This is a genomic window from Pseudomonas asiatica (assembly GCF_009932335.1).
Lineage (GTDB): Bacteria > Pseudomonadota > Gammaproteobacteria > Pseudomonadales > Pseudomonadaceae > Aquipseudomonas > Aquipseudomonas asiatica.
Genome location: NZ_BLJF01000001.1, coordinates 936,643 through 953,906, shown reverse-complemented (window position 1 = coordinate 953,906; position 17,264 = coordinate 936,643). Strand labels below are relative to the sequence as shown.

Annotated in this window: 13 protein-coding genes, 1 tRNA gene and 2 pseudogenes; 6 read left to right on the top strand and 10 right to left on the bottom strand. The window is 64.3% G+C overall.

What is annotated here, in order from left to right; all coding sequences use genetic code 11:
• Nucleotides 1–6: 6 nt before the first annotated feature.
• Nucleotides 7–546, bottom strand: a complete 540-nt coding sequence (gene moaB / locus GYA95_RS04360) for a molybdenum cofactor biosynthesis protein B (RefSeq protein ID WP_013971698.1) — start codon at nucleotides 544–546, stop codon at nucleotides 7–9.
• A gap of 188 nt (nucleotides 547–734) precedes the next feature.
• Here moaB and GYA95_RS04355 point away from each other — a divergent pair, with 188 nt between their 5' ends.
• Together GYA95_RS04355 and GYA95_RS04350 are read left to right on the top strand one after the other, a co-directional pair.
• Nucleotides 735–956: a YgdI/YgdR family lipoprotein gene (locus tag GYA95_RS04355; protein ID WP_013971697.1), complete on the top strand. Its 222-nt coding sequence runs from the start codon at nucleotides 735–737 to the stop codon at nucleotides 954–956.
• 80 nt (nucleotides 957–1,036) lie between these two features.
• Nucleotides 1,037–1,113, top strand: a tRNA-Pro gene (locus tag GYA95_RS04350).
• A gap of 189 nt (nucleotides 1,114–1,302) precedes the next feature.
• On the opposite strand, the gene mqo is transcribed toward GYA95_RS04350, so the two are convergent.
• The 4 genes and pseudogenes from mqo to GYA95_RS04335 form a co-directional block, all read right to left on the bottom strand.
• Nucleotides 1,303–2,877 (bottom strand): malate dehydrogenase (quinone), encoded by a 1,575-nt coding sequence (gene mqo, locus GYA95_RS04345; RefSeq protein ID WP_015269517.1) that lies wholly within the window; start codon nucleotides 2,875–2,877, stop codon nucleotides 1,303–1,305.
• Between the two features lie 313 nt (nucleotides 2,878–3,190).
• Complete coding sequence (locus GYA95_RS28245; RefSeq protein WP_371053073.1) at nucleotides 3,191–3,895, bottom strand: methyl-accepting chemotaxis protein; 705 nt, start codon at nucleotides 3,893–3,895, stop codon at nucleotides 3,191–3,193.
• Nucleotides 3,896–4,123: 228 nt separating this feature from the next.
• Nucleotides 4,124–4,234 (bottom strand): annotated as a pseudogene (locus GYA95_RS28240) (hypothetical protein); the annotation flags it as partial.
• A 765-nt stretch (nucleotides 4,235–4,999) separates the two neighbouring features.
• Nucleotides 5,000–6,763 (bottom strand): ABC transporter transmembrane domain-containing protein, encoded by a 1,764-nt coding sequence (locus tag GYA95_RS04335; protein ID WP_015269515.1) that lies wholly within the window; start codon nucleotides 6,761–6,763, stop codon nucleotides 5,000–5,002.
• Between the two features lie 212 nt (nucleotides 6,764–6,975).
• Between GYA95_RS04335 and GYA95_RS27550 the strand changes: the two genes are divergently transcribed.
• Complete coding sequence (locus GYA95_RS27550; protein ID WP_015269514.1) at nucleotides 6,976–7,149, top strand: PA1571 family protein; 174 nt, start codon at nucleotides 6,976–6,978, stop codon at nucleotides 7,147–7,149.
• Nucleotides 7,150–7,243: 94 nt separating this feature from the next.
• Here GYA95_RS27550 and pdxB read toward each other — a convergent pair whose 3' ends face one another.
• From pdxB to rlmM, 3 genes are all read right to left on the bottom strand, one after another.
• The gene (gene pdxB, locus GYA95_RS04330) at nucleotides 7,244–8,386 is read right to left on the bottom strand and encodes a 4-phosphoerythronate dehydrogenase PdxB (protein WP_015269513.1); all 1,143 of its coding nucleotides are present in this window, start codon (nucleotides 8,384–8,386) and stop codon (nucleotides 7,244–7,246) included.
• A gap of 60 nt (nucleotides 8,387–8,446) precedes the next feature.
• Nucleotides 8,447–8,689 (bottom strand): sulfurtransferase TusA, encoded by a 243-nt coding sequence (gene tusA / locus GYA95_RS04325; RefSeq protein ID WP_003248727.1) that lies wholly within the window; start codon nucleotides 8,687–8,689, stop codon nucleotides 8,447–8,449.
• Between the two features lie 411 nt (nucleotides 8,690–9,100).
• Nucleotides 9,101–10,165 (bottom strand): 23S rRNA (cytidine(2498)-2'-O)-methyltransferase RlmM, encoded by a 1,065-nt coding sequence (rlmM, locus tag GYA95_RS04320; protein ID WP_015269512.1) that lies wholly within the window; start codon nucleotides 10,163–10,165, stop codon nucleotides 9,101–9,103.
• A gap of 216 nt (nucleotides 10,166–10,381) precedes the next feature.
• On the opposite strand from rlmM, the gene acnA reads away from it, so the two are divergent.
• The 3 genes and pseudogenes from acnA to GYA95_RS04305 all read left to right on the top strand — a co-directional run bounded on the left by acnA (nucleotide 10,382) and on the right by GYA95_RS04305 (nucleotide 15,862).
• Nucleotides 10,382–13,123, top strand: a complete 2,742-nt coding sequence (gene acnA / locus GYA95_RS04315; protein ID WP_015269511.1) for an aconitate hydratase AcnA — start codon at nucleotides 10,382–10,384, stop codon at nucleotides 13,121–13,123.
• Between the two features lie 198 nt (nucleotides 13,124–13,321).
• Nucleotides 13,322–14,098 (top strand): annotated as a pseudogene (locus GYA95_RS04310) (CPBP family intramembrane glutamic endopeptidase).
• A gap of 198 nt (nucleotides 14,099–14,296) precedes the next feature.
• Nucleotides 14,297–15,862, top strand: a complete 1,566-nt coding sequence (locus GYA95_RS04305; protein ID WP_015269510.1) for a methyl-accepting chemotaxis protein — start codon at nucleotides 14,297–14,299, stop codon at nucleotides 15,860–15,862.
• Nucleotides 15,863–15,997: 135 nt separating this feature from the next.
• On the opposite strand, the gene GYA95_RS04300 is transcribed toward GYA95_RS04305, so the two are convergent.
• Nucleotides 15,998–16,882, bottom strand: a complete 885-nt coding sequence (locus GYA95_RS04300) for a pseudouridine synthase (RefSeq protein ID WP_015269509.1) — start codon at nucleotides 16,880–16,882, stop codon at nucleotides 15,998–16,000.
• Nucleotides 16,883–16,933: 51 nt separating this feature from the next.
• Nucleotides 16,934–17,242, bottom strand: coding sequence for a hypothetical protein (locus GYA95_RS04295; RefSeq protein WP_015269508.1), 309 nt, complete (start codon nucleotides 17,240–17,242; stop codon nucleotides 16,934–16,936).
• Between the last annotated feature and the right edge of the window lie 22 nt (nucleotides 17,243–17,264).

The window sequence follows — 17,264 nt, the reverse complement described above, 5'->3', positions numbered from 1 at the left end:
GTAACCTCAGCCACGGCTGTCGCAGGCCGCTGCCTGCTTCAGGTGCGGCACGAAGTTGCACGGGCGATGACGGGCGTCCAGCTGCTCGGCGAGGATACCGTCCCAACCGGTGCGCACCGCGTTGGTCGAACCTGGCAGGCAGCACACCAGGGTACCGTTGGCCAGCCCGGCCAGGGCGCGCGACTGAACGGTGGAGGTGCCGATGTCGGCCACGGAAATCTGCCGGAACAGCTCACCAAAACCTTCTACCTGCTTGTCCAGCAGGCAGGCCACAGCCTCGGGCGTGCTGTCGCGGCCAGTAAAGCCGGTGCCGCCGGTGATCAGCACTACCTGCACGCTGTCATCGGCAATCCAGGTGGCGACCTGGGCGCGAATCTTGTACAAGTCGTCTTTGAGCAGCACGCGCTCGGCCAGGCGATGGCCAGCCGCGCTCAGGCGGTCGACGAACATCTGGCCGGAGGTATCGGTGTCGAAGGTGCGGGTGTCGCTGACTGTGAGCACGGCGATGTTCAGCGGCACGAAGGGGGTATCTGCCTTGGCTTTCATGGGGGTCCGTCACAAGAAGATGGGATGGCCGCAGTTATAACACAGCACGCGCCCATCACAGCTTGACGCCCGTGGCCCTTGCCCTCGATCAATGCCACAGGTTTGCCGCTATGCTGCACTGTAGACGGAACTTGCGTGGACACCCTGCGTCTTAATGTCATCTAGCACCATCGCACTGGAGAAACACGATGATTCAACGAACCCTACCCGCCTTCCTGCTCGCCCTGGGCCTGGGCGCCCTCGCTGGCTGCGCATCGCCAACCGTCATTACCCTGAACGACGGTCGCGAAATCCAGGCCACCGACACACCGAAGTATGATGAAGACTCCGGCTTCTACGAATTCGAGCAGTTGGACGGCAAGCGCACGCGCCTGAACAAGGACCAGATCCGCACCGTCAAAGAGCTCTGATCGCAGCCTGTTTTTTGCAAAGGCCCTTTTAACAACAAGGGCTTGCGTGCAAAAAAAGTATGCAGTAGGATTTCCTTCATCGGAGTGTAGCGCAGCCAGGTAGCGCGTCTCGTTCGGGACGAGAAGGCCGCAGGTTCGAATCCTGTCTCTCCGACCAAATCCTCGTCAAAAAGCCCGCCTTGTGCGGGCTTTTTGTTGTGCCTTGAAAAGTCCCTGTAGGAGCGGCCTTGTGTCGCGATGGCCGCAAAGCGGCCCCAGATTCCGGCACCGCTGCACATATCGCCGGGGCTGCTTCGCAGCCCTCTCGCGACACAAGGCCGCTCCTACAAAGGGCTGCGTCAACCGGTCATAACGCTTGCTCGGCCTCCACCGGCACATACAGCAACTGCAGGCGTTCACTGCTCCATGCCCGGGTCTGGTTGGTCAGCGCCAGGTTGTTGTTCAGCTTTTGCCCATAGCTCGGTACGATTTCCTTGAGCCTGGCCTGCCAGGCTGGCGACTGGATACGGTCCTTGAAGGTCTTTTCCAGCACGGTCAGCATGATCGGAGCCGCTGTCGAGGCACCCGGCGAAGCTCCCAGCAACGCAGCGATGCTGCCGTCCTGCGCCGCCACCACTTCAGTACCGAACTGCAGCACACCGCCCAGGACCGGGTCCTTCTTGATCACCTGCACCCGCTGGCCGGCCTGCAGCAACTTCCAGTCTTCGTTCTTGGCGTTGGGGAAGTACTCGCGCAGCGCGTTCATGCGGTCATCGAAACTGAGCATCAGCTGCCCCATCAGGTAGGTGCTGAGGTCGATGTTGTCGATACCGGCATTGACCATCGGCAGCACGTTGTGGCTGTTCAGCGAGGCGAACATGTCCAGCAGCGAGCCGTGCTTGAGGTACTTGGTGGAGAAGGTGGCGAACGGGCCGAACAGCAGCACCTGCTTGCCATCGATCATCCGCGTGTCCAGGTGCGGTACCGACATCGGCGGCGCGCCAACCGAGGCCTTGCCGTACAGCTTGGCCTGGTGGCGGGCGACCAGGTCGGGGTTATCGGTCATCAGGAACTGTCCACCAACCGGGAAGCCGGCATAGCCTTCGGCTTCAGGGATGCCCGACTTCTGCAGCAGCTTCAGCGCGCCACCACCGGCACCAATGAACACGAAGCGGGCGTTGACGGCCTTTTCCTCGCCGCCGTTGGCCAGATCGGCCACCCGCACATGCCAGGTGCCGTCGTCGTTGCGCACGATGTCACGCACCTCATGGCGCAGGTTCAGCGACACATTGGGGTTGCGGGTCATCGCGGCGAACAACTGGCGGGTGATTTCGCCAAAGTTCACGTCGGTACCGATGGCCATGCGCGTGGCGGCGACCTTCTGCCCCGGGTCACGGCCCTCCATCACCAGCGGCGCCCACTTGCGGATCTGCTGGTGGTCTTCGGAGATTTCCATGCCGCGGAACAGCGAGCTGTGCTGCAGGGCGTCGACGCGCTTGTGCAGGAAGGCGACGTTGTCGTCACCCCAGACAAAACTCATGTGCGGCACGTTGTTGATGAACGACTTCGGGTTGCTCAGCACGCCCTGCTCGACCTGGTAGGCCCAGAACTGCTTGGACACCTCGAACTGCTCGTTGACCCCCACGGCCTTGCTGATATCGATATTGCCGTCCTTGCCCACACTGGTGTAGTTCAACTCGCAGAACGCGGAGTGACCGGTCCCGGCGTTGTTCCAGGCATTGGAGCTTTCTTCGGCCACCTGGTCCAGGCGCTCGTAGACGTCGATCTTCCAGGAGGGCTCCAGCTCGGTGAGGTAGGTACCCAGGCTGGCACTCATGATGCCACCGCCGATCAGCAGCACGTCGACGGTCTTTTCCGGTTCCGCGGGTTTGGAGCAGCCGATGACGCCCAGGCAGAGGAACGTCAGCAGGAATTTCTTCATTGATGTTATCCAGTTGTTGTGTACACGCGCGCCGCCTTGAGCAGGGAACGTGCCAACTGGGTCTGGAGCAGTGAATACAGGGGGCGGGCGACGGGGTAGATGGCGACAATCCGCCAGGGGGGCCGGATGCACTGCAATGAAATGGCGGATTTCCCCGCCTTGCGCTGCCCTTGTAGGAGCGGCCTTGTGTCGCGATGGGCTGCAAAGCAGCCCCCTGCGATATCAGCACTGTTGCCGAGACATTGGGGCCGCCTTGCGGCCCATCGCGACACAAGGCCGCTCCTACAGGGACCGCGTCAGGCATGACAGGGCGTCAGGCGCTGAGGCGGGAGGTGACTTCACCCAGCTGCCCCGACAACCCATGCAGGCGCTGCCCCGCCTGTTCGGTATGCTGCACCGCCTGCTGGTTGGCCGTGGCGATGCGGGTGATTTCGATCAGGTTGCAGGAGATGTCCTCGGCCACGCTGGTCTGCTCTTCGGCCGCCGTGGCGATCTGCCGGTTCATGTCGCGGATCGCTTCCACTGCCAGGGTGATGCGCTGCAGCATCTGCCCGGCCTGCTGCACCTGCTCGGCACCCTCCTCGCTGCGCTGCTGGCCGCTTTCGATGGCCTTGACCGCCTCCACCGCCCCCGACTGCACCGCCTCGATGATCTGGTGGATCTCGGCGATCGACGCCGCCGTGCGCTGGGCCAGGCTGCGCACTTCATCGGCGACGACCGCAAAACCTCGCCCGGCCTCGCCAGCACGGGCCGCTTCGATGGCCGCGTTGAGCGCCAGCAGGTTGGTCTGCTCGGCAATGCCGCGGATCACTTCAAGGACTTTGCCAATGCGCGCGCTGTCATGCTCAAGGTCGCGAATCACCGCCGCCGTGCCGGCAATTTCGCGGTTGACCGCGCCGATGATGTCGATGGTCTGCTGCATCACCTGCTCGCCCGCCTGGGCACTGTGATCGGCATCGTCCGCCGCGCGGGCGGCCTCGGCGGCGTGGCGGGCGACTTCCTGGGCGGTGGCGGACATCTCGTGCATGGCCGTGGCCACCTGGTCGGTGCGCTGGAACTGGTCGTGGGTACCACGGGCCATGTCGCCGGCGATGCTGCGCAGCTGGCCGCTGGCCCCTTCCAGTTCCTGGGCGTTGTCCTGCAGCCGGCCGACCGTGTCGGCGAGGAAATCGCGCAGGGTGTTGGCGGCCCGCGCCAGACGGCCCAGTTCGTCCTCACGGCGGCTGTCTACCCGGGCGGCAAAGCGGCCCTGGCTCAGCTGCGCGACATACTCGATCAACTGGCGGATCGGCTCGATCAGGCTGCGGTTGACCAGCCACAGGCTGAGCAGCCCCACCGACACGGCCGAGGCCAGCATCACCAGCAGGCCCAGCCATACCGTGCGCTCGGCACCGGCACTCAGCCTGGCGGCGTGCTGACGAGCTTCGGCACGCAGTTGCTCGACCAGTTCGCTCATCTGCTCGCTGACGGCGCGGTCCACGCCCTTGACCGCCAGATCGCCGGCCACCGGGTCGCCGCCCGCCGCCAGGAATGCCTGGCGACCCTGCGCATAGGCCTGGCCCAACTGCCGGTGGCTGTCACGCAGTTGCTGCAGCGGCGCCTTGAGCCTGGCGTCGCTGCTGTCGATCAATTGCCCGAGCAGTTGCTGCACCTGCTGCTCGCGAGCCTGGAACTGCTGCCAGTACTTGTCCATGTCAGCCGGCTGGCGCCCGCGCAACAACACATTCTTCCACTCCTGCACCTGGATCTTGAACTGCAGGTTGGCTTCGTCGATCAATTGCGAGGCCCGCAGCGGCCCATCGACCAACTCGGCATAGCCGCGCACGCTGGACGAAAGGAACTGGAAGCACACCAGGGCGATCAGCAACATCGCCACCAGACTGCCGCCGAGCAAGGAGAGAATTTGCACTCTGAGGGATTTACGCAACATCTTGGATCTCGGAAAGCAGGAGGAAGACCGGAGGGCCGCGCAAGCTGGCAACAAGGCGCAACGCAGCCCGGTTGCGGGCAGGCCAAAAAAAGGCTGCCATCAAGCAATGGCAGCCAGGTCGAGCACTTACGCAACAGTTGAGCTAGATACTCTCAGGCAAATACTACAGAAATGTTACAACGCCACTACAAGCTACCCCGTGGTGAACTGCAAGGCCGCCAGCCGCGCATACAGCGGGCTCTCTTCGATCAACTGGCGATGCGTCCCCACCGCCACCAGCCGGCCCTTGTCGATGACCGCGATACGGTCGGCATGCTGGACCGTAGCCAGACGATGGGCGATCACCAGTGTGGTGCGCCCGGCCATCAGGCTGGGCAGCGCCTGCTGGATCAGGTGTTCGCTTTGTGCGTCGAGTGCGCTGGTGGCTTCGTCCAGCAACAGGATCGGCGCATCGACCAGCAACGCACGGGCAATGGCCAGGCGCTGCCGCTGCCCGCCGGACAGGCCGATGCCGCCCTCGCCCAGCGGTGTCTGGTAGCCCTGCGGCAATTGCCGGATGAATGCGTCGGCATGGGCACCCCGGGCGGCTGCCTCGACCTCGGCCAGGGTCGCCTCGGGCCGGCCATAGCGGATGTTGGCCTCGACCGTGCCGCGAAACAGCGAGGGGTTCTGTGCCACCAGGGCGAACTGCTGGCGCAGGTGATCGGGGTCGAGTTCGGTGATCGCCCGGCCATCGAGCAGGATGCGCCCCTGCTGGGGGTCGTAGAAGCGCAGCAACAAATCGAACAAGGTCGACTTGCCCGCCCCCGACGGGCCCACCAGCGCCACGGTCTGCCCCGGCTCGATGGTCAGGCTCAGGCCATCGACAGCCGCCACCGAGGGCCGTGACGGGTAGGCGAACACCAACTGCTGCAGTTCGATACGCCCACTGGCCCGCTGCTGCGGCAGCACCTGCGCCACGGCGGGCGGCAGGATTGCACTGCGCGCCGCCAACAGTTCGGCAATGCGCTCGGCGGCGCCCGCCGCCCTTTGCAACTCGCCGATCACCTCGCTGAGGGTGCCGAAAGCGCTGCCTACGATCAGGCTGTAGAACACGAAGGCGGCCAGTTCGCCCGCGGAAATACGTCCGGCGATCACGTCCATGCCGCCAACCCACAACATCACCCCCACCGCTCCCAGAACCAGCACGATCACCAGGGTGATAAGCCAGGCGCGCTGGGCAATCCTCTGCCGGGCCACGGCAAACGCCGCTTCGACCGTGCCGGCGAACAGCTGGCGGTCATGCGCCTGGTGGTTGTAGGCCTGCACGGTCTTGATCTGCCCGAGGGTCTCGGCCACATAGCTGCCCACATCGGCCACCCGGTCCTGGCTCTGCCGCGACAGGCTGCGTACCCGGCGGCCAAACAGCAGGATCGGCGCCAGCACCAGCGGCAGGGCCACCACCACGATGCTGGTGAGCTTGGGGTTGGTGATGAACAGCAACACCACGCCACCGATGACCATCAGCGCGTTGCGCAGGAACATCGACAGCGAAGAGCCGATTACCGATTGCAGCAAGGTGGTGTCGGCGGTCAGCCGCGACTGGATCTCGGAGCTGCGGTTGTCTTCGAAAAACCCGGGATGCAGGCCGATCAGGTGGTCGAACACGGCCCGACGGATATCGGCCACGCAGCGCTCGCCGATCCACGACACCAGGTAGAAGCGGCTGAAGGTACCCACCGCCAGGGCCAACACCAGCAGCAGGAACAGGCCGATGGTCTGGTTGAGCTGATGCGCGGAGCGGGTCATGAAGCCCTGGTCCACCAGCAGGCGGATGCCCTGGCCCATGGACAGGGTGATGGCGGCGGTGACTACCAGGGCCAGCAAGGCCAGCAGCACCTGGCGACGGTACGGACGGACAAACTGCCAACCCAGGCGCAAGGCTCGGCGTTGACGCGGGGAAACCGATTCGGGCATGGCGCTGACCACATTGGCGGGAAACCGCAGCCTACCACTCATCCACGCCTGTGGAACCCTTTCAGGGTTGCTATAGCCTATCGGTCTAACCAGGCTATGGAGCTTTACTGACGTTTCTGTTGGACTGTGCCTGCCGTGACACTGCAGGTACTGTCACAGGCCAGTCACGGCACAGGGTTAACCTGCGCTTGAACCTGATGAGGAGACAATACATGAGCTTGCAACATGGCAGCGACAACCAGAAGCCCCGGACCACACCACCGTCGCAGGTGTGCGGTTCGATCATCGATGCGAAGGGGCGCGAAGTACCGATCACCGAGCAGATGATCCAGCAGGCCTGCAAGGCCCTGGAAGAAAGCCGGGTCGAGCGCGTACGCAAAGGTTGATCGGCGAATTCCTTGCAACCCGGCGCTTGCGCCGGGTTTTTATTTGCCTGAATCCTGTACCCGCGAAGAGGCCGGCACAGCGTTCAAATGGCTGTCAGACCAACACCCCACCCAAGGCACTGACCAGCTGCGCCAACTGCGGCGACTCCCCGCGCAAGCGCACCGCCAGCCCCTCGATCTCGCGCCGTGGCGGGTACTGCTTGCGCAACTGGTCGAACGCTGCACGCTGCTGCTGCGGGTCGTCGCTGAGGCTGCGGCGGAAATCGGCATCGTCGCGGCGTGGGTCGTAAACCGCGCGGCACAGGGTGGCCAAGGCCCAGGCCGGGTCGGCGCTGGCATCCAGCTCGATCTGCGCCAGCGGCGGCCGGGGCAGCAGGTCGGCCAGTTGCACCTGTTCATCCACACCGAGGAAGCGGCACAGCGCCTGGTAGATCTGCGCCGTACCACGCTGGCGGCCGTCGAGGCTGTAGCCGGCAATGTGCGGCGAAGCCAATGTGCACAGGTCGGCCAGTTGCAGGTCGACCTGCGGCTCACCCTCCCACACATCCAGCACCGCATGCAGGTCTTCGCGGTCCAGCAGCAATTCGCGCAGGGCGGCGTTGTCCACTACCGGGCCACGGCTGGCGTTGACCAGCCAGGCACCCGGGCGCAACTGTGCCAGCTGCGCCTGGCCCAGCAGGTGCCAGGTCGGGTGGTCGCCGCCACGCTGCAAGGGGGTGTGCAGGCTGATCACATCGCACTGTTGCAGGATGGTCTCGAGGCTGACGTAGTCACCGCCCTCGGCGGCCTGGCGCAGCGGGTCGCATACCAGTACCTTCCAGCCCAGGCCGTGCAGCACCCGCACCAGGCGGCCACCCACCTCACCCGCGCCCACCACGCCATACACGCGCTCGGGCAGTGCCACGCCATCCAGCTCGGCCAGGGTCAGCAGGCTGCCCAGCACATAATCGACCACGCCGCGGGCATTGCAGCCCGGTGCGCTGCTCCAGTGGATGCCGGCTTCGGCAAAGTAGTTCAGGTCGAGGTGGTCGGTGCCGATGGTGCAGGTGCCGACGAAGCGCACGCGGCTGCCTTCGAGCAACTGTCGGTCGACCTTGGTCACCGAGCGCACCAGTAGAATGTCGGCGTCCCTTACGCTGGCGGCATCGAGGCTTCGGCCGGGGTAACGGCGGATTTCGCCGAAACCCTGGAAGAATGCATCGAGCAGCGGGATGTTCTCGTCGGCAACTATCAGCATGGCGCTCTCCTGTCTGGGGAACGCAGTGTAGGCGCAACGCCAGACGTGTTCCAGAGCGGTTCAGTCGGCTTTCTTGCGGATCCAGTACAGGAAGGTACCGGCGTCTTCCTGCTGCTGCAGCAGTTCGTGGCCGAGGAAGTTGCAGAACTTGGGGATGTCGCGGCGGGTCGAGGGGTCGGTGGCGATGACCTTGAGCAGGCCGCCAGCGGCCAGGTTGCGCACGTGCTGGTGCAGCATCATTACCGGTTCCGGGCAGTTCAGGCCGGTGGCGTCGAGGATGGCGTCAGGGGTGAAATCGGTCATGGGGGACTCCGCAAATGATCGCTATTGTCGCGCATCGCGCCATTTCGACCAAGGGGCCTCAGACGCATGCCTTAAGGTTTGTGTGTGCGTCGAGATCGAGCACCGCCCGCGCGGCGCTTCGCGGGACAAGCCCGCTCCCTCATCTGTTTCGGGCCAATTACTCCTGCGCCAGATGGGTTGCAGCCCTGGGGCATGGCTGAAGATCGATGAAGAGCAGTCGCGCCCCCTCGATATCGAATGGAACAAACAAGGCGGACACAGGTGCCCTCACAAGAGTGACTGGCCCGAAACAGATGTGGGAGCGGGCTTGCCCCGCGAAGCGCCGCGCGGGCGGCGCTCGATCTCAACACCAACCAAAAACTCAAGCCATGCACCTGCAACCCCACAGAACCCAAACCCTTCGCCCGAAACTCAGCGCGGTTTCAAGTCCAACCGGCGCAGATGGCAGGTCACTTCCTCGCGGTCGTGATACAGCTGCTTGCAAGCAATCGACACCTTGATCTTACGCGCCTTGAAGGTCGCCTCCATGCGATCGAGCAGCCGGCGTACTTCGGCATAGCGCTGTTTCATCGGCAGCTTCAGGTTGACCACAGCTTCACGGCACAACCCCTCGCCCAGCCAGGTCTCGATCAGCGAGGTGGTACGGGCCGGTTTCTCGACGATGTCGCACACCATCCAGTCCACCGGCTGCTTCGGTTGCCAGGTGAAACCATCGGCCATCAGGTGCTGAACCAACCCGGTGTCCATCAGGCTTTCGGCCATCGGCCCGTTGTCGATGGCGGTCACCAGCATGCCCCGGCGCACCAGCTGGTAGGTCCAGCCACCCGGCGAGGCTCCCAGGTCGACACCGGTCATGTCATCGCCCAGGCGCTGCTCCCACTGCTCGCGCGGGATGAACTGATGCCAGGCCTCTTCCAGCTTGAGGGTCGAGCGGCTGGGCGCCTCGCGGGGGAACTTCAGACGCGGGATGCCCATGGGCCACAGTGCACTGTTGCTGGCCAGAGCAACACCGGCAAATACCCGGCGGCCGCTGATGAAGGTGAGCAGCAGGCGTGGGCGGCTGGCGTCGTCGACCAGGCGGCCAGCCTTTTCCAGGGCCTTGCGCAGCGGCACCTCGAACTTGCGGCAGAAGGTGGACAGTTCCTTGCCTTCGTTACTGTCCAGTACCTCCAGCCACAGGCTGCCGAACACCGGGAACCCGGCCAGATGCGCCAGCAGCACACTGATGCGGTCGCTTTCCGGCAGTTCGACATAACCGCCACGAGCCCACTGCCGCGGGAAAATCAGCTGGTTGAAGCGCAGTTCCCCCATCAAGCGCTCGGCACCGCCCTCCTCGCTACAGACAAACTCGGCACTGGCACTCTGCGGCTTGCCTTTGGCATAGCCGGCAACGCCCAGGCGGGCGGCATGTTCGCTGATTTCGGCGCACACCTCACCCTCGAAACCGGGCCGGCAATGCATGAACAGGGTATTCATCTCTCACTCCACTACGGCTGGCGCGCCACAGGCGCCGGCAGGGCGGCGATGATAAAGGAAGATCGGAACCTGCGACACGCCCCGCCGGTCCAGAAAAGGGTCAGGTGGCGCAAAGCGGTCTAACCTGACCTTTCAGCCAGGTCCGTGCCGTGCGGATCGATACACAGCGGTGCCACAGGCATATCTTGCCAGGCACCTGCGCAGAAGGAGTTGGCAATGCCCTCGCTCGATAGCCTGAATACCCTCAAATCCCTCAAGGTCGGCGACCAGACCTACCACTACTTCAGCCTCACCGAGGCCGCCCGCCAACTGGGCGACCTGCAGCGCCTGCCCATGTCGCTGAAGGTACTGCTGGAAAACCTGCTGCGCTGGGAGGACGGCAAGACCGTCACCGGCGACGACCTGCGCGCCCTCGCCCAATGGCTGGGCGAGCGACGCTCCGACCGCGAGATCCAGTACCGCCCGGCGCGGGTGCTGATGCAGGACTTTACCGGTGTGCCGGCCGTGGTCGACCTGGCCGCCATGCGCGCTGCCATGGCCAAGGCCGGCGGCGACCCGCAGAGGATCAACCCGCTTTCACCCGTGGACCTGGTGATCGACCATTCGGTGATGGTCGACCGCTACGGCACGCCGCAGGCCTTCAGCGAGAACGTCGACATCGAAATGCAGCGCAACGGCGAGCGCTATGCCTTCCTGCGCTGGGGCCAGAGCGCCTTTGACAACTTCCGCGTGGTACCGCCGGGTACTGGTATTTGCCACCAGGTCAACCTCGAATACCTCGGTCGCACCGTCTGGACCCGTGAGGCCGATGGCCGCACCTACGCCTTCCCCGACACCCTGGTCGGTACCGATTCGCATACCACCATGATCAACGGCCTCGGCGTGCTCGGCTGGGGCGTGGGCGGGATCGAAGCGGAGGCGGCCATGCTCGGCCAGCCGGTGTCGATGCTGATCCCTGAAGTGATCGGCTTCAAGCTGACCGGCAAGCTGCGCGAAGGCATCACCGCCACCGACCTGGTGCTGACGGTGACCCAGATGCTGCGCAAGAAGGGCGTGGTGGGCAAGTTCGTCGAGTTCTATGGTGATGGCCTGGCCGAGCTGCCCTTGGCCGACCGTGCGACCATCGCCAACATGGCCCCGGAATACGGCGCCACCTGCGGCTTCTTCCCGGTCGACCAGGTGACCTTGGACTACCTGCGCCTGTCCGGCCGCCCCGAGGCGACCGTGCAACTGGTCGAGCAGTACTGCAAAGCCCAGGGCTTGTGGCGGCAGCCGGGCCAGGAGCCACTGTTCAGCGACAGCCTGGCGCTGGACATGCAGGAGGTCGAGGCCAGCCTGGCCGGGCCCAAGCGGCCGCAGGACCGGGTAGCCCTGGGCCAGGTCAGCCAGGCCTTCGACCACTTCATCGAACTGCAACCCAAACCGCTGGCCAAAGAGGTCAGCCGCCTGGAAAGCGAAGGTGGCGGCGGCGTGGCGGTGGGCAATGCCGACCAGGCCGGGGAGATCGACTACAGCCATCAAGGCCAGACCCACACCCTGCGCGATGGCGCCGTGGTGATTGCCGCGATCACCTCGTGTACCAACACCTCGAACCCCAGTGTGATGATGGCCGCCGGGCTGGTGGCGAAAAAGGCCCTGGAGAAAGGCCTGCAACGCAAACCCTGGGTCAAGAGTTCGCTGGCGCCGGGCTCCAAGGTGGTCACCGACTACTTCAAGGCCGCCGGGCTCACCACCTATCTGGACCAATTGGGGTTCGACCTGGTCGGCTATGGCTGCACAACCTGCATCGGCAACTCCGGCCCGCTGGATGAAGCGATCGAAAAAGCCATCGGCAGCGCCGACCTCACGGTGGCTTCTGTGTTGTCGGGTAACCGCAACTTCGAAGGCCGTGTGCATCCGCTGGTCAAGACCAACTGGCTGGCCTCGCCGCCACTGGTGGTGGCCTATGCCCTGGCCGGCAGCGTACGCCTGGACCTGACCCGCGACCCTCTGGGCACTGGCAAGGATGGCCAACCGGTGTACCTGCGCGACATCTGGCCCAGCCAGCAGGAAATTGCCGCTGCCGTGGCCAAGGTAGACACGGCGATGTTCCACAAGGAATACGCCGAAGTGTTCGCCGGCGATGCACAGTGGCAGGCCATCGAGGTACCGCAGGCGGCCACCTACGTTTGGCAGGCCGATTCTACCTATATCCAGCATCCGCCGTTCTTCGACGACATCGGCGGGCCACCCCCGCAGGTCACCGACATCCAGGGTGCGCGGATCCTGGCACTACTGGGTGACTCGGTGACCACCGACCACATTTCCCCAGCTGGCAACATCAAGGCCGACAGCCCGGCCGGGCGCTACCTGCGTGAGCAGGGCGTGGAGCCCCACGACTTCAACTCCTACGGCTCACGGCGTGGCAACCATGAAGTGATGATGCGCGGCACCTTCGCCAACATCCGCATCCGCAACGAAATGCTGGCGGGCGAAGAAGGTGGCAACACCCTGCACGTGCCCAGTGGCGAGAAGCTGTCGATCTACGACGCGGCGATGCGCTACCAGCAGGAAGGCACGCCGCTGGTGGTGATCGCCGGCCAGGAATACGGCACCGGCTCGAGCCGCGACTGGGCCGCCAAAGGTACCAACCTGCTGGGGGTCAAAGCGGTACTGGCGGAAAGCTTCGAGCGCATTCACCGCTCCAACCTGGTAGGCATGGGCGTACTGCCGCTGCAATTCAAGGCCGGGCACAACCGCAAGCAGCTAGGGCTGACCGGCAAGGAGAAGATCGATGTGCTGGGCTTGAACGGTACACAGATCCGCCCGGGCATGAGCTTGCCCTTGCGCATCACCCGCGAGGATGGGCAGCACGAGCAGATCGAGGTGCTGTGCCGGATCGATACTGTGAATGAAGTGGAATACTTCAAGGCAGGGGGGATATTGCATTATGTGTTGCGCCAGCTGATTGCTGGTTGAGGCGCGTATGCTTGGGGCTGCTGTGCAGCCCATCGCCTGTAGGAGCGGCCTTGTGTCGCGATGGGGCGCGCAGCGGCCCCGCTCGATAGCGGCGGCGGAGCTGAAATCTGGGGCCGCCATGCGGCCCATCGCGACACAAGGCCGCTCCTACAAGCGACGCGTAGCGGCCCGTTTCTGCTTACCCGAGAAGGACTACTCGTGCCCCGTTCCAACCTGTTCACCCTGCTTCTGCTGGCGCTCGGCTACACCCTCGCCCTGAGCCACGGCAACCTCGGCATCACCACCTTGCCCACCTTTCTCGCCCTGCTTGCCAGCGCCCTGCTCGCTCGCCGCCCCCAGCGCTGGCAACAAGCCCTCGGCCACACGTTGTTCATCCTACTGGCCATCGCCCTGGCATTGCACTGGCTGCCCGGCTTCAACGCTGCCAAGGTCATCGACGGCGTTGTCCTCAGCCCTGGCGCCCTGCCCTTCACGATGTACCTGAACCTGGACAAACCGCTGATCGGCGCCTGGCTGCTGCTGGCCTGCCCTTAGTTGTTCCTGTGGCGTAGCCAGGGCCTGGCGACCAGCCTGCTGTACGCCCTGCCCCTGACCCTGCTTGCCTGCCTGGGAGGCGCCTGGGCAATGGGCATGCTGGGCTGGGCCCCGAAATGGCCCGACCAGGCCTGGCTATGGCTGCTGAACAACCTGCTGCTGGTAAGCCTGACCGAAGAACTGTTGTTCCGCGGTTACATCCAGGCCGGCCTGCAACGGCTGCTGCGCCACCAAGGGCTGGCATTGTTCGCCGCCGCCTTGCTGTTCGGCCTGGCACACCTGGGGGCCGGCTGGCAATGGATGTACCTGGCCACCCTTGCCGGTATCGGCTACGGCCTGGCGTACCGCTGGGGCGGCGTGGCGGCGGCGGTGCTCTGCCATTTTGGCCTGAACCTGGTGCATTTCACCCTGTTCAGCTATCCGATGCTGGCTCTTGGCTAGCCATTCGGTCATCATTCGACTTATCCGTCATGAAACAGCAGTAAAAACGAAATAATGACGCTAAATTGCTTGAACGTGCTCGTTGGCTAACCCAGATCGACTGATGGCCAGTTGCCACAGGTCAAGCACATTAATTATTCATTCAATAAAACCAGCGGCTTGCCGATACCAGTCGAAAGCCCTGCGGACTATCAACCCATGCGTAACAACCAGCCGATTACCCAGAGAGAACGGACTTTCCCTGCCCAGCAGCGGTTGATCTCCACCACCAATGCCAAAGGTGTGATCACTTACTGCAACGATGCCTTCATCGAGATCAGTGGTTTCACCCGCGAAGAACTGACCGGTGCGCCGCACAACCTGGTGCGCCACCCCGACGTACCGCCAGCGGTGTTTGCCCACATGTGGCAAACCCTCAAGCAGGGCCAGCCGTGGATGGGTATCGTCAAGAACCGCTGCAAGTCCGGCGACCACTACTGGGTCAACGCCTATGTCACGCCGATCTTCGACAACAACCAGGTAGTCGGCTTCGAGTCGGTGCGGGTCAAGCCTACCGCCGAGCAGGTCCGCCGCGCCGAGGCGCTGTACCAGCGCATCAACCAGGGCAAGCCGCCGGTACCACGCCGGGACAAGTGGCTGCCGGTGCTGCAGGACTGGTTGCCGTTCATCCTGATCAGCCAGGTGGGCTTCCTGATCGGCAACTGGCTGGGCCATTCCTGGGGCTTCGCCCTGGCTGCCGGGCTTTCCGTACCGCTGGGCCTGCTGGGCCTGAGCTGGCAGCAACGTGGCCTCAAGCGCCTGCTGCGCCTGGCCGAGCAAACCACCTCCGACCCGCTGATCGCGCAGATGTACACCGACAGCCGGGGCGTGCAGGCGCGCCTGGAAATGGCCATGCTCAGCCAGGACGCGCGCATGAAAACCTGCCTGACCCGCCTGCAGGACAGCGCCGAACACCTCAGCGAACAGGCGCGCCAGTCTGACGCGCTTGCGCACAAGAGCTCTTCGGGCCTGGAGCGCCAGCGAGTGGAGACCGAGCAGGTTGCCGCTGCGGTCAACCAGATGGCCGCCACCACCCAGGAAGTGGCCAACCACGTGCAGCGCACCGCCGATGCCACCCAGGAAGCCAACCGCCTGACCAGCCAGGGCCGTCAGATTGCCGGTGAAACCCGCGAGGCCATCGAGCGCCTGTCGGCGGCGGTGGGCGAAACCGGCCAGACGGTGACGCAACTGGCCAAGGACAGCGACGAGATTGGTGGCGTGGTCGATGTGATCAAGGGCATCGCCGACCAGACTAACCTGCTGGCGCTGAACGCGGCGATCGAAGCGGCACGTGCCGGTGAAATGGGCCGAGGCTTTGCCGTGGTGGCCGACGAAGTGCGCCAGCTGGCCCAGCGCACTGCCGAATCCACCGGGCAGATCCACGGCCTGATCGCCAAGCTGCAACAAACCGCCAGCAATGCCGTACTGACCATGGAAACCGGCCATCGCCAGGCGCAGGAAGGCGTCGACCGTGTGATGCAGGCCGACGAGGCGCTGGTGGGTATCAGTGAAGCGGTGGCCAACATCACCGACATGGCCACCCAGATTGCTGCAGCGACCGAAGAGCAGACTGCAGTGGCTGACGAGATCAGCCGCAACATCAGCACCATCGCCGACCTGGCCGACCAGACTGCCGAACAGGCCCAGCACTCGGCGCTGCTCAGCGAAGAGCTGACCAGTACGGCGGGTACCCAGTACTCGCTGGTGGAGCGGTTCAACCGCTAGGGCCCTGTAGGAGCGGCCTTGTGTCGCGATGGGCCGCGAAGCGGCCCCTGGAGTTCAGCGGTGATGCAAAAAATGCCGGGGCCGCTTCGCGGCCCATCGCGACACAAGGCCGCTCCTACAACGACCCCGTCCAGACTACCAATCCAGCTGCAAACAGCTCTCGAAGTAGCGTTCTTCCCCGCTCAGCGGGTCTGCAAAGCGCAGGCTCTGCGCCAGCAACTTCAGCGGCCGCTGGTAGTCGTCCTCGTCGTTGAGAAGCTGCGGATAGAACGGGTCATTGCAGATCCCCGCCCCCAGCGCCGCCATGTGCACGCGCAACTGATGGGTCTTGCCAGTTACCGGCGACAGCCCATAACGCCAGAGCTCGCCATTCTTCTCCAGCACTTCGGCCAGGGTTTCGCTGTTGGCCTCCCCCTCTACCTCGTGCATGCGGAAAAACGGCTCGCCATGTACCAGGCGACTTTTGTGCACCAGCGGGAAATCGTGCTGCGGCATGGCCGCCGCAATTGCCTGGTAGCGCTTGTCGATGCGTCGTTCGGGGAACAGCCGCTGGTAGGCACTGCGGCTCTGCGGGTTGGCGGAAAACAGCACAAGCCCGGCGGTATGCCGGTCGATACGGTGCAACGGCACCAGATGCGGGTTGCCCAGGCGGCGGATCAGGCGGCGCAGCAAGGTCTGTTCGACGTATTCACCAGTCGGCGTCACAGGCAGGAAATGCGGCTTGTCGGCTACCACCAGGTGCTCATCCACATGCAGTATGGCCTCCTGCACCGGGATCGGCCGCTCGTTCGGCACCTCACGGAAGTAGTGCAATCGCATACCGCGCTTGTAAGGCAGTTCGGCGGAAACCGCCCGCCCTTCGGCATCAAGCACCCGGCCACGGGCAAAACGATCGAGCCACTGGGCGCGGTCGATGGCCTTGAAATGGTCACACAGGCAGTCGAGCACCGTCGCCCAGTTACCGGGGGGCAGGCACACCGTGCTGGCTTGCTGGCGGGCGGGGTCGAAAGGCGTGGTCATGGCAGGGCTCGAAACGTTCACGGCCGCGCATTATCCCCCAAGCCCGCGCCCTCAACCAGCCTGGGCAATGGCCTCGCAGCGATCCCTCAGCCAGCGCAACACCTGCACCGGCTCCCAGCGCCCAGGGTCGTAGAGGGCATACAGCAACCCCTGATACCCCACCACATCCAGCCCGCGGTGATAGCCGGCACGCTGGAACAGGGCCTCGATCTCGGCGAAGCAGGTATTGAAGTGGACCTTGCCGAACGGCGTGCGGTCGTCGGTCACCAGGCCTTCGAGGCGCAGTTCCAGAACAGCGTCGGCCACCCGCTCGACAGGCATGCGGTTGACGCTGTACTTGAGTTGCTCGACATTGAGCATGGCTTCACCTCGACACTGTATT